Annotated in this window: 13 protein-coding genes; 10 read left to right on the top strand and 3 right to left on the bottom strand. The window is 36.4% G+C overall.

Features of this window, described 5'->3' with window-relative positions; genetic code table 11:
- Positions 1 to 20 precede the first annotated feature (20 nt).
- Entirely contained in the window at positions 21 to 686 is a 666-nt protein-coding gene (locus JEOSCH030_RS08565; protein WP_185126208.1) for a potassium channel family protein, read from the top strand.
- 44 nt (positions 687 to 730) lie between these two features.
- On the opposite strand, the gene rnjA is transcribed toward JEOSCH030_RS08565, so the two are convergent.
- Positions 731 to 2,410 (bottom strand): ribonuclease J1, encoded by a 1,680-nt coding sequence (rnjA, locus tag JEOSCH030_RS08560; protein ID WP_185126206.1) that lies wholly within the window; start codon positions 2,408 to 2,410, stop codon positions 731 to 733.
- Between the two features lie 2 nt (positions 2,411 to 2,412).
- Positions 2,413 to 2,628 carry a DNA-dependent RNA polymerase subunit epsilon gene (locus JEOSCH030_RS08555; protein ID WP_185126205.1) on the bottom strand — a complete coding sequence of 72 codons (216 nt, stop codon included), beginning with the start codon at positions 2,626 to 2,628 and terminating at the stop codon, positions 2,413 to 2,415.
- Between the two features lie 285 nt (positions 2,629 to 2,913).
- Here JEOSCH030_RS08555 and JEOSCH030_RS08550 point away from each other — a divergent pair, with 285 nt between their 5' ends.
- Positions 2,914 to 3,180: a hypothetical protein gene (locus tag JEOSCH030_RS08550; protein ID WP_185126203.1), complete on the top strand. Its 267-nt coding sequence runs from the start codon at positions 2,914 to 2,916 to the stop codon at positions 3,178 to 3,180.
- A 106-nt stretch (positions 3,181 to 3,286) separates the two neighbouring features.
- Here JEOSCH030_RS08550 and def read toward each other — a convergent pair whose 3' ends face one another.
- On the bottom strand, positions 3,287 to 3,838 hold the full coding sequence (gene def / locus JEOSCH030_RS08545) for a peptide deformylase (RefSeq protein ID WP_185126202.1): 552 nt from the start codon (positions 3,836 to 3,838) through the stop codon (positions 3,287 to 3,289).
- A gap of 101 nt (positions 3,839 to 3,939) precedes the next feature.
- On the opposite strand from def, the gene JEOSCH030_RS08540 reads away from it, so the two are divergent.
- The 8 genes from JEOSCH030_RS08540 (at position 3,940) to JEOSCH030_RS08505 (ending at position 12,031) form a co-directional block, all read left to right on the top strand.
- A complete protein-coding gene (locus JEOSCH030_RS08540) occupies positions 3,940 to 4,569 on the top strand; it encodes a YkyA family protein (protein ID WP_185126201.1) in 630 nt (209 codons plus the stop codon).
- A 157-nt stretch (positions 4,570 to 4,726) separates the two neighbouring features.
- Positions 4,727 to 5,833 carry a pyruvate dehydrogenase (acetyl-transferring) E1 component subunit alpha gene (gene pdhA / locus JEOSCH030_RS08535; RefSeq protein ID WP_185126199.1) on the top strand — a complete coding sequence of 369 codons (1,107 nt, stop codon included), beginning with the start codon at positions 4,727 to 4,729 and terminating at the stop codon, positions 5,831 to 5,833.
- Between the two features lies 1 nt (position 5,834).
- Entirely contained in the window at positions 5,835 to 6,812 is a 978-nt protein-coding gene (locus JEOSCH030_RS08530) for an alpha-ketoacid dehydrogenase subunit beta (protein WP_185126197.1), read from the top strand.
- Positions 6,813 to 6,837: 25 nt separating this feature from the next.
- Positions 6,838 to 8,163: a dihydrolipoamide acetyltransferase family protein gene (locus tag JEOSCH030_RS08525; protein WP_185126196.1), complete on the top strand. Its 1,326-nt coding sequence runs from the start codon at positions 6,838 to 6,840 to the stop codon at positions 8,161 to 8,163.
- A gap of 3 nt (positions 8,164 to 8,166) precedes the next feature.
- Positions 8,167 to 9,573, top strand: a complete 1,407-nt coding sequence (gene lpdA, locus JEOSCH030_RS08520) for a dihydrolipoyl dehydrogenase (protein ID WP_185126195.1) — start codon at positions 8,167 to 8,169, stop codon at positions 9,571 to 9,573.
- Positions 9,574 to 9,640: 67 nt separating this feature from the next.
- On the top strand, positions 9,641 to 9,919 hold the full coding sequence (locus tag JEOSCH030_RS08515) for a UPF0223 family protein (protein WP_185126193.1): 279 nt from the start codon (positions 9,641 to 9,643) through the stop codon (positions 9,917 to 9,919).
- A gap of 125 nt (positions 9,920 to 10,044) precedes the next feature.
- Positions 10,045 to 10,836: a DUF4064 domain-containing protein gene (locus JEOSCH030_RS08510; RefSeq protein ID WP_185126191.1), complete on the top strand. Its 792-nt coding sequence runs from the start codon at positions 10,045 to 10,047 to the stop codon at positions 10,834 to 10,836.
- 223 nt (positions 10,837 to 11,059) lie between these two features.
- Positions 11,060 to 12,031 (top strand): bile acid:sodium symporter family protein, encoded by a 972-nt coding sequence (locus tag JEOSCH030_RS08505; RefSeq protein ID WP_185126189.1) that lies wholly within the window; start codon positions 11,060 to 11,062, stop codon positions 12,029 to 12,031.
- Positions 12,032 to 12,036: the final 5 nt, after the last annotated feature.

Here is a 12,036-nt window from a genome sequence, read left to right as displayed (position 1 = left end):
AAGTAGAGTAGGTAGAGATTATGAAAAAAGAAATCGCTGTTATTGGACTGGGTCGCTTTGGTGGTAGTATTGTCCATGAGTTAGATGCAATGGATGTTGATGTTCTTGTAATAGATAAAGATGAAAATCGAGTGAACGAATATCAAGATTATTCAGCAGAAGGCATTATTGGAGATTCTACAGATGAAGCGATGTTGAAAAATATTGGCATTGATAACTATGATAATGTGATTGTCGCTATAGGTGATAATATTCAAGCGAGTATTTTAACTACCTTGATCCTAAAGGATTTAGGTGTAAAAAAAGTAACAGCGAAAGCACAGACCTCTCATCACGGACGGGTGTTAGAGAAAATAGGTGCTGATTTGGTCATTCATCCAGAAAGAGATATGGGTCGACGAGTTGCCCACAGACTGGTGTCATCATCTGTTGTTGAATATCTAGAGGTCAATCATAATCACTCAATCATCGAATTTAGTGCGAGTAAAAAGTTTGAATCAAAACGTATACTCGACTTAGAGTTAAGAGAAAAATATGGAATTAGTATTATTGCAATTAAAAGAGACCATGATATCATTGTCAGTCCAGATCCTGATGCAAAGATTATTGAAGGTGATATTCTTATCTTGATTGGTACAGACAGACAGCTTGGTATTTTTGAAGATCGTATGGAAAAATTAAAATAGACATAAAAAATCCTGTAAATCTTTTTTTGATTTACAGGATTTTTTTACTTATCGTCATTGACTCTCATAATAATCGGTAAAATCATAGGACGACGTTTTGTTTTGTTGTATAAGAAGCCACTAAGCTCTTCTATAATCAATTGTTTAACGTTATACCATTCAACATTGTCTTTTGAATTTAAGAGAGATTTAACCTCATCTTTAATTTTCTTTTCAGCACTTCTGATTAAGCCGTATGACTCTCTCATGTAGACAAAGCCACGTGAGATAATATCTGGTCCACTAAGTAGCTCTCCACTGGCAAAGTCAATGGTTAAGACAACTACAGCTAATCCTTCTTCAGACAGTGACTTACGGTCTCTTAAGACGATATTACCAATATCACCAATACCATTACCGTCTACAAATACAGTTCCTGCTTGAACTCTATGAGAGAACCGTGCACTGTCTTTTGTAACGGCTAAAACATCACCGATTTCAAAGACGAAGATATTATCTTCTTTAACACCTGTAGAGATAGCAAGTTGACGATGTAAGTCGAGCATGCGGTATTCACCATGGATTGGCATAAAGAATTTCGGTTGCATTAATCTTAACATCAGCTTTTGTTCTTCTTGGGAACCATGCCCAGAAGTATGGATGTTAGAAAGTTTACCGTGAATCACATCAGCACCTGCTTTGTATAAAGCATTGATTGTTCTATTCACACTGAGTGTATTACCTGGAATTGGTGATGAAGAAAATACTACAGTGTCTTCAGGAATGATACTGATTTGTCTATGTGTACCATTTGCAATACGAGATAGTGCCGCCATAGGCTCACCTTGTGAACCTGTACAAAGAATAAGAACTTTATGTTTTTCAATCTTATTAATCATTTTTGGTTCGATAAAAGTCTCAGGTGGTGCAGTGATATAACCAAGCTCTTGGCCAATCTTTATATTGTTTTCCATGCTGCGTCCAAAGACACAAATCTTACGGTCAAATTTGACAGCTGCTTCAATTGCTTGTTGTACTCGATATATATTAGAAGCAAATGTGGCGAAGATAATACGTCCTTTACATTTTCTAAAGATATCTTCGACGTTTTGACCGACTTCTTTTTCACTAATTGTGAAATTAGGTACAGTGGCATTGGTTGAATCTGATAGGAGAAGTAAGACACCTTCTTCACCAAGTTTTGCCATCTTCGCTAAGTTAGCTGGTTCACCGACAGGTGTAAAGTCAAATTTAAAATCACCAGTATGAACGATATTTCCTTCAGGTGTTCTGATGATGACTCCATATGCTTCTGGAATAGAGTGAGTAGTCAAGTAGAATTCGATATCCATATGCTTAAACTTAAGGACGCTATCTTCATCGATTGGAATCAATTCGGCACGGCTCAAAAGGTTGTGTTCATCTAATTTATTTCTAATTAGGCCAAGTGCTAAAGGACCTGAATAAATTGGAACTGATATTTGACGTAATAGGAAAGGAATACCACCGATGTGATCTTCGTGACCATGTGTAACAATCAGTGCACTAATTTTGTGTTCATTTTCTTTTAAGTAAGTGTAATCAGGAATGACGTAGTCAACACCAAGTTCATCATCAGTTGGGAATTTTACCCCTGCGTCAATCATGATGATTTCGTCTTTGTATTCAATACAGTACGTATTCTTCCCGATTTCTCCGAGTCCCCCTAGAGAAAAAACACCAACTTCATTTGATTCTAAAGTCATATTTAAATTGACTCTATTTCAAAGTCATCGTTGTTATTTTGTTCGTATTCCAGGTGAGCGGGACTAAGGGCCTGGATGAATTCTATATTGCGGTTAGAATCTTTCATAGATTTACGAACTTCTTCTTCTGTGTTTGCTTCTATATAGCAAATTTGTGTATCTTCTCTGATGATACGTGTATTCAAATCCTCTTGGAAAAATACTTTAAATACTGTCATATTTATGACTCCTTTTTATATGTTTTATAAATTTATTAATGATCTCTTAATCATAAAAATATGTGCCTTATAAATTATCAAGGCACATTATATGAGGTCTATTTTCCCTTCATATATTCGTTCGGCGATAACCCTTCTTTGCCCAGAATGCTTTTCAATTTCTTCTTGAGCTTATCAAGTAATTTTTTCAGCATGTTATCACACCCTTATATACTTACTATCATTTTACAATATAGACTCAGGACTTGCAAAGACTTTATAATGATATTAAGGGAGATGAGAGACATGAATACTGAAGGAATAATGAAAGCTGTTAAAGAAGAACAAAGTCGCGAGGACAAAGTCTTTACAGGCTTGGAATTTAACGTGAGAGAAAATACGGTCGTTGTCAATTTTTTATACGACGATAATTTTGACAATCTCGGTGAAGATCAATATGTACCCCATGCTGTAGACCCTGTATTTTTAAATGAAGATGAGATGGACAACTTGATTCTTAAACTGAATGAAAAAAATGTTAGATATCATATTAGACAAGATGAATTCTTATAAGAAGTCTAAATAATACTTGAATCAAACAAACGGCTATTAAAACCTTAGAGAAGATTTTAATAGCCGTTTACTTATAGTTTATGAACATTCCTTCGAGCATTAATACCTATTCTAAAGGTTTGGCATTATTACTTGCTTCAAAAGGATGATCTTTATCGATATGATCGTAGAACATTATACCATCTAAGTGATCGAGTTCGTGTTGTAAGACGACAGCAAGAAAGCCATTCGCTTTAACTTCGATTGTTTTTCCATCAATAGTTTGAGCTTCTACTTTTATGCGTTTCTTACGCTGAACAATTCCTTCGATATCCTCGTCTACACTTAAGCATCCTTCACCGTTTGGTAAATAGGTCTCAGTAACAGAGTGACTTTTTACTTTCGGGTTAATGAGCATATAGTCATACTCCGCATTACCATCTTCATCTTCAACGTAAATAGCAAGCATGCGTTTATCAAGACCAATCTGAGGTGCTGCAAGTCCAACACCGGGTCTAAGCCCGTATTCCTCACTGGTTTTAGGATTTTGTGAATTGACGAGATATTGTCTCATACTTTTTAGTTGTTCTACTGTTTCATCATCGATAGGATCAACGATTTTTGTTTTTGTACGTAAAATAGGTGCACCATCACGTACAATATCTGCCATTGTTAGCATGACATTACCTCCTAAAATCAATCATCTGTTTATTATACTATAAAGTTACGTTAAAATGATAATGTCAACTATTAAAGAAAATTATACGGAGGTAAGCCTAGGTGAAAAAATTTAGTATAGCACTAATGGGGATGCTGTTATTTTTATCAGCATGTAATAATGCAGAATCAGAGTTGAACGATTTCTATGACGATTTTAGTAAGAGTTTAACTGAAGAAAGTGACTTAGCTGATGTTAATGAACAGTATAATGAATTAGAAAAAGAGAAAGCAGACTTGCAAAACGAATTGAACGAGGCAAACCTTGAAGAGATAAATGATCTAAGTCCTCAATTAATAGAGAACACTGAGGAAAGACAAAGCTTATTAGATGAAGAAGCGGAAATGGTTAACAAGGCTAAAGAAACATTTGAAGATGCTAAAGAAACAGCTGAGGATATATCTGATGAATCTTATAAAAATGAAGCTGATTCATTAATTGCGGCTATGGATGCTAGATTTGCTGCTCATGAAGCATTAAACCAAACTTATACAGACGCTCTAGAAAGTGAAACAGCCTTATTTGAATACCTTGGTGAGGATGAAGTGACACAAGAGGTCATAGATGAACACTTAAATGAAATTGCCAGTTTTAGCGAACCGATGAGCCAAGCCTCCCAAGATTTTTCTAAAGAAACAGAAAAAGTAAATCAAATCAAAGCAGAGATTGAATCTATTCTTGAAGAAAACTAAACGGTGTTACTATAACAGTTTTAACTGTACCATATGTGAAAACGGTGCCATAATTAGGCTGTATCAGTCTGTTGCAATTTTAAATTGCTTACAGTTATAACAGTACTATGTTAAAATGAAGATAATTAATCATATTAAGAAGGGAATGTGAACACACATGGCAGCACAAGATAAATTTAGTCCGGTGGATGTTCTATCTGAGGTTGAAGAGAAATTTGAAATGCTTCAAATCTTAAATGAAAAGGGAGAGGTCGTAAATGAAGACTTAGTCCCAGATTTATCGGATGACGAGCTTGTAGAATTAATGACTAGAATGGTTTGGACGAGAGTACTTGATGAAAGATCAACAGCCCTAAATCGCCAAGGACGTCTTGGTTTCTTTGCACCAACTGCAGGTCAAGAAGCATCGCAAATTGCTAGTCACTATGCATTATCAGAAGGGGATTATGTCTTACCAGGTTATCGTGATGTTCCACAGTTAATTTGGCATGGTCTTCCATTGACTAAGGCTTTCTTATTCTCTCGCGGACACTATAAAGGTAACCAATTCCCTGAAGGTGTAAATGCTTTAAGTCCACAAATTATTATCGGTGCACAATACGTGCAAACTGCTGGAGTTGCATTAGGACTTAAAAAACGTGGCAAAGAGAATGTCGCAATCACTTATACAGGTGATGGCGGAACGTCACAAGGTGACTTCTATGAAGGAATTAACTTTGCAGGGGCCTATGACGTACCAGCAATCTTCGTTATTCAAAATAACAACTATGCGATCTCAACGCCAAGAGAATTACAATCAAAAGCAAAAACACTTGCACAAAAAGCCGTAGCTGCTGGTATCCCTGGTATCCAAGTAGATGGTATGGATCCACTTGCAGTTTATGTAGCGACTAAAGATGCACGTGACCGTGCAGTTAAAGGTGAAGGACCAACTCTAATTGAGGCATTAACTTATCGTTATGGTCCACACACAATGGCAGGGGATGACCCAACTCGTTACAGAACTTCAGACGAAGACTCTGATTGGGAGAAAAAAGATCCACTTGTTCGTTTCCGTACTTATCTAGAAGGTAAAGATTTATGGACTAAGGAACAAGAAGAAGAAGTAATTGAAAAAGCTAAAGAAGAAATTAAAGCTGCTATTAAAGAAGCGGATGCTACAGAAAAACAAACTGTTACAGGCTTGATGGAATTAATGTACGATGAGATGCCATCAAACTTACAAGAACAGTATGAGTACTACAAAGGGAAGGAGTCAAAATAATATGGCACAAATGACGATGATTCAAGCAATCACAAATGCTATGGCGACAGAATTAAAAAATGATGAAGATGTGCTAGTCTTTGGTGAGGATATTGGAGTTAACGGCGGTGTATTCCGTGCGACTGAAGGTCTACAAGAAGAATTCGGAGAAGACCGTGTCTTTGATACGCCACTTGCTGAAAGTGCAATAGTTTCACTTGGACTTGGTTTGACTCTAGAAAACTATCGCCCAGTAGTAGAGATTCAATTCTTTGGCTTCCTTTTTGAAGCAATGGATGGAATTGCAGGACAAATCGCACGTCACAGAATTCGTTCTGGTGCATCTAAAAAGACACCTATCGTTGTAAGAGCGCCATTTGGTGGTGGGGTAAACACTCCAGAATTACACGCTGACTCACTTGAAGGCTTAATGGCTCAAACACCAGGCCTAAAAGTTGTTATTCCATCGAATCCAATCGATGCAAAAGGTTTATTAATCTCAGCGATCCGTTCAGAAGATCCAGTAATCTTCTTAGAGCACATGAAGTTGTATCGTTCTTTCCGTGAAGATGTACCGGAAGAGGAATACGAAGTTGAAATTGGTAAAGCAAGTGTCAAACGTGAAGGTGAAGATGTGACTTTAATCGCATATGGCGCTATGGTTCAAGAAGCAATTAAAGCAGCTGATCAATTAGCTGAAGAAGATATCAAAGCGGAAGTCATTGACTTACGCACGGTATCTCCAGTTGACTATGAGACATTAGTAGAATCAGTGAAGAAAACTAACCGTGCAGTGGTTATTCAAGAAGCGCAACGTCAAGCGGGCATTGCAGCAAATGTTGTATCTGAGTTATCAGAACGTGCAATCCTCCACTTAGAAGCTCCAATCTTACGTGTTACTGCACCAGATACTGTATATCCATTTACACAAGCTGAAAGTGTTTGGTTACCGAACAAAGATGATATCGTAGAACGTGCAAAAGAAACATTAGAATTCTAAACATAAGAAGATAGGAGGAATAGATATGGCTTATGAGTTTAAGCTCCCAGATATTGGGGAGGGAATCCACGAAGGTGAAATCGCTAAATGGTTAGTAGCTGAAGGTGATTCCATCAAAGAAGATGACGTATTAGTAGAAATCCAAAACGATAAAGCTGTTGTTGAGATTCCATCACCTGTTGACGGTACAGTCTCAAAAATTCACTTTGACGAAGGTGATGTGACTACTGTAGGAACAACAATTGTTACTATAGATGACGGTAGCGAAGACAGTGGTGAAGAAAGCACAGAAGATGCTTCTAAAGATGAAGAAAGTAAAAAACCAGCAGATGATGCTGCTAAACCTGCAGATGAAGAAAAGGCTTCAGAAAAATCACCAAATGAAGATGCACCTAAAGAGAATGCAAAAGATGAAGATAAGTCGTCTGATGATACAATTGTTATCGCCATGCCTTCTGTTAGAAAATTTGCGCGTGAACAAGGTGTCAATATAAAAGAAGTAACAGGCAGCGGTAAAAATGGACGCGTCTTAAAAGAAGATATTGAAAACTTCGGCCAAGAAAGCACAGAAGCAACTTCTAAAGAAAAAGACGAAGAAGTGGCTTCAAGTGAAAGTACTAAAGTAGCGAGCCCATCGCAGGATACTTCTGCTTTAGAGACTCGTGAAAGCATGTCTGGTATGCGTAAAGCAATTGCTAAAGCAATGGTCAATTCTAAACACACTTCACCACACGTTACACACATTGATGAAGTTGTTGTTGATGACCTATGGGATCACAGAAAGAAATTCAAAGAAATTGCAGCTGAAGAAGGCGTTAAATTAACTTTCCTTCCTTATGTTGTTAAAGCTTTAGTTTCTGCACTTAAGAAATACCCAGTCTTGAATACTTCTATTGATAATGAAACATTTGAAGTCATTCAAAAATATTATTATAATGTAGGTATTGCTGCAGATACAGACAGAGGCCTTGTCGTTCCAGTTATTAAGAACGCCAACCAGCTATCTATGTTTGAAATTTCTGATGAAATTTCAACATTAGCTACTAAAGCCCGTGATGGTAAGTTGACATCAGAAGAAATGAAGGGTGGATCTGTAACGATTTCTAACTTAGGTTCTGAAGGTGGTAAATGGTTTACACCAGTTATTAATCAACCTGAAGTAGCTATCTTAGGAATTGGTCGTATTGAAGAACAAGCAATTGTTAGGGACGGTGAAGTTGTACCTGCCCGTGTGCTAGCCTTGTCATTAAGCTATGACCATAGACAAATTGACGGAGCAACAGCACAAAGTGCTTTAAATCATATTAAACGTTTACTGAATAATCCGGATTTATTACTAATGGAGGGATAGTTAATGGTAGTTGGAGATTTTCCTGTTGAAACAGACACAATTGTAATCGGTGCAGGTCCTGGTGGATATGTAGCCGCAATCAGAGCAGCACAACTTGGTCAAAATGTTACTTTAGTTGAGAAAAACAAAGTCGGTGGAGTATGTCTAAACGTTGGTTGTATTCCATCTAAAGCTATGATTTCATCTGCACATCGTTACCATGAAGCACAGCACTCTGAAGATATGGGTGTGATTACAGAAGGTGTCAAATTAGACTTCTCTAAAGTTCAAGAATTCAAAGATAGTGTAGTTAACAAACTTGTTGGTGGCGTAGAAATGCTACTTAAAGGTAACAAGGTTAATGTTGTTCAAGGCGAAGCTTATTTTGTAGATAGTAATAAACTTAAAGTAATGGATGAAAAACAATCTCAAACTTATGAGTTTAAAAATGCTATTATTGCAACTGGTTCTAGACCAATTGAGATTCCTGGCTTTAAATTTGGTGGACGAATTCTTGATTCAACGGGAGCACTAGCACTTGAAGACGTACCAAAAAAATTAGTCGTTATCGGTGGAGGATACATCGGTACTGAACTTGGCTCAGCTTATGCTAACTTCGGTACAGAGGTAACTATTCTAGAAGGTACACCTGATATTTTAGGCGGCTTTGAAAAACAAATGACTCAATTAGTTAAGAAAAATCTTAAATCTAAAAATGCAAAAGTGGTTACAAAAGCAATGGCTCAATCAGCTGAAGAAACAGATAATGGTGTGAAAGTGACTTATGAGGCTAAAGGTGAAACTCATGAAGTTGAAGCCGATTATGTCTTAGTAACAGTAGGTCGTCGTCCAAATACTGATGAACTAGGTTTAGAAGAACTTGGACTTAAGATGACAGACCGCGGTCTGATTGAAGTAGATAAACAATCTCGTACAAGCATTTCTAATATTTATGCTATCGGGGATATTGTCCCTGGTACACCACTTGCTCATAAAGCAAGTTATGAAGCAAAAGTTGCTGCAGAAGCGATTGCTGGAGAAAAATCAGAAGTTGATTATCTTGCAATGCCAGCTGTATGCTTTACTGAGCCTGAACTTGCGACTGTGGGACTTAATGAATCACAAGCAAAAGAAGAAGGTTTTGAAGTTGTTTCAGGTAAATTCCCATTCCAAGCTAATGGGCGTGCACTTGGACTAAATAAAACTGATGGCTTCGTAAAAGTTGTAGCACGTAAAGAAGATGGACTTGTACTCGGTGCGCAAGTTGCAGGAAATGGTGCTTCGGATATCATTTCTGAACTTGGACTTGCAGTTGAGACAGGCATGACATTAGAAGATATCGCATTGACAATTCATGCTCACCCAACTCTAGGTGAAATTCCAATGGAAGCAGCTGAAGTTGCTCTAGGTCGTCCAATTCACTCAATGTAATATTAAGAATAAAGACAAAAAGATCAGGGTATATATACTCTGATCTTTATTTTTTAGGAGAGATAGTATGGAAAACAAAGAATATTCATATCCCTTAGACCTCGATTGGTCAACTGAAGAAATTTTGCATGTAATGTCTTTTTATCAAGCGATTGAAATAGGTTATACAGAAGGTATTCTTGCTGGTAAGCTATCTGAAGCATATAAGGATTTTAAAGATATTGTGCCATCAAAAGCTGAAGAAAAAACAATCTTTAAAGACTTTGAAAAGGTAAGTGGTATGGCACCATTTAAACTGATAAAACAACTTAAAGACAGTGAAGTAGATCAGATTATTAAGCCATAGAATTTAAATATCATTTTAAACTCAGCTTTAAAGAAGCATGCACTTTTCTAGAATTTTAAGGCTCCCTTGATTAAAGGCAGTAAAATATGGGTATTGAAATGTATACAAAATTAGGAGGAAAAAATATGGCTAAAGAATATGTACAGACAGTTAAACCAGTAAGCCGTATTGCTGAAAAAATATTCGGTTGGCTAGGTTGGATAATATTACTAGCAATTACAGTAGGTATCTTGTTTTTCTCATTAGTTACTATGAATGACCAAGCAACCATTAATCAACTTACGGTAAACTTAGAAGAACAGTTGGCAAATGTTGATTTACAGGGTATGGACCCACAAACTGTGATTGATATGACAATTGATTCACTTGGTAATGTATGGGCAGTAGCCTTGTATCTCGCATTTCCATTAATTATTGCACTACTTGGTTTATTAAATATGAAACGTCGAATTTTATCAGGTATTTTATTACTGATCGCAGCAGTAATGGCAGCACCATTATTTGTTACTTTGGTGACATCACTATTCTTTGTAATTGCTGCAATTTTACTATTTGCTAGAAAAGATAAAGTTGTCAGACATGCACAAGCTGAAGAAACGTATAGTCCAACAAGAGAAGAGCCTGTGTATAGAGAAAGAGAAGCGAAAACAACTGTTCAAGATCAAGATATTAAAGAATATGAAAAAGAAAACGATAATTACGGCTATGTAAATGATAATGAAGCTGATGATATCGAAAGTACTAGAAAATTTGATCGTATTGATGAAGAAGACTATAAAAAAGAAGATAATCTAACAAAAATTGATCCAGAATACGATTATAATAATTCGTCAGATTTAAAAGATTTTGATGATGTTGATCGTGAAGATCCAACTCAAACTAGACGTAAAAATGTCGATCGTAGAAATAGAGAATAATTAATTTTTCCCTCTAAAGTGAAAACTTTAGAGGGTTTTTTATTTGTTTGTTTAAAGTTTGTGTAAACGATAACAAGTTTGATGGTAGCTGACTTTGTACAAATATTAATATTGCAATAATTATCAGAATTAAGGAAATACTCTAAAATTGATGTTCTAAAAATTGAGTATTTCTGATATGATACCTGTTATAACAAAAATACATAAATATGGAGGTCATTATTTGAAGGCTTTAATTAAATTTTCAACATTCATAGGTAATACATTTGCGATTTGGGTCATTCTTTTTGCAATTTTATCCTTCATCGCACCTCAAGGATTTGCATGGATTTCTCCTTATATCAACCTCCTTCTTGGAATTATAATGTTTGGTATGGGTTTGACTTTAAAATTCAACGACTTTAAGAGAGTGGTCACAGCACCGAAGGAAGTGATTACACTCGTCGTTGCCCAATATACAATAATGCCTTTACTTGCTGTAATCTTAGTATTTGTTTTCCAACTACCGACTGAGATTGCGATTGGAGTAATATTAGTTGGATGTTCACCTGGAGGAACTTCCAGTAACGTCATGACTTATCTGGCAAAAGGAAATATGGCTTTGTCTGTAACAGCCACTGCTTTTTCAACAATTCTAGCCCCAGTAGTAACTCCAGCACTAACTCTTTTACTAGCAAGTGCTTGGTTACCGGTATCATTTTCATCAATGTTCTTTTCAATTATTCAAATTGTACTCATTCCAATTGGTCTAGGTATTTTAGTTCAGTACCTACTGGGTACTAAGGTTGATAAAGCGGTTGGTGTACTGCCTTTAGTATCTGTTGTTGGTATTATTGGAGTCTTAACTTCAGTTGTTGCGAATAACGTTCAAAATATCATTAGTTCAGGACTATTAATCTTTGGAGTCGTTATTCTACACAATTTATTAGGCTATCTAGTCGGCTTCTTATTAGGTAAAGCTTTAAGATTTGATCTCGTTGATACGAAAACTTTATCGATTGAAGTGGGTATGCAAAACTCAGGTTTAGCAGCCACTTTAGCAACGACACATTTTTCTCCCATGGCAGCAGTACCGGGTGCCTTATTCAGCGTATGGCATAACATCTCTGGTTCTTTAGTCGCTAACTGGTTGAAAAAATTAAAAGATGATAAGTCTGAAAGTCATGCAGAAGTACAAACAGAAAGTGCAAACTAAAAATT

Source organism: Jeotgalicoccus meleagridis (genome assembly GCF_903994045.1).
GTDB classification, from domain to species: domain Bacteria; phylum Bacillota; class Bacilli; order Staphylococcales; family Salinicoccaceae; genus Jeotgalicoccus; species Jeotgalicoccus meleagridis.
The sequence above is the reverse complement of the archived record's forward strand: the minus strand, read 5'-3'. Positions and strand labels throughout refer to the sequence as shown.

Coding starts and splice junctions, on each gene's coding strand:
- JEOSCH030_RS08530 (WP_185126197.1), top strand. CDS start 5,835: ATGGCACAAATGACGATGATTCAAGCAATCACAAATGCTATGGCGACA.
- JEOSCH030_RS08555 (WP_185126205.1), bottom strand. CDS start 2,628: ATGACAGTATTTAAAGTATTTTTCCAAGAGGATTTGAATACACGTATC.
- JEOSCH030_RS08550 (WP_185126203.1), top strand. CDS start 2,914: ATGAATACTGAAGGAATAATGAAAGCTGTTAAAGAAGAACAAAGTCGC.
- JEOSCH030_RS08525 (WP_185126196.1), top strand. CDS start 6,838: ATGGCTTATGAGTTTAAGCTCCCAGATATTGGGGAGGGAATCCACGAA.
- lpdA (WP_185126195.1), top strand. CDS start 8,167: ATGGTAGTTGGAGATTTTCCTGTTGAAACAGACACAATTGTAATCGGT.
- pdhA (WP_185126199.1), top strand. CDS start 4,727: ATGGCAGCACAAGATAAATTTAGTCCGGTGGATGTTCTATCTGAGGTT.
- JEOSCH030_RS08565 (WP_185126208.1), top strand. CDS start 21: ATGAAAAAAGAAATCGCTGTTATTGGACTGGGTCGCTTTGGTGGTAGT.
- JEOSCH030_RS08510 (WP_185126191.1), top strand. CDS start 10,045: ATGGCTAAAGAATATGTACAGACAGTTAAACCAGTAAGCCGTATTGCT.
- JEOSCH030_RS08515 (WP_185126193.1), top strand. CDS start 9,641: ATGGAAAACAAAGAATATTCATATCCCTTAGACCTCGATTGGTCAACT.
- rnjA (WP_185126206.1), bottom strand. CDS start 2,410: ATGACTTTAGAATCAAATGAAGTTGGTGTTTTTTCTCTAGGGGGACTC.
- def (WP_185126202.1), bottom strand. CDS start 3,838: ATGCTAACAATGGCAGATATTGTACGTGATGGTGCACCTATTTTACGT.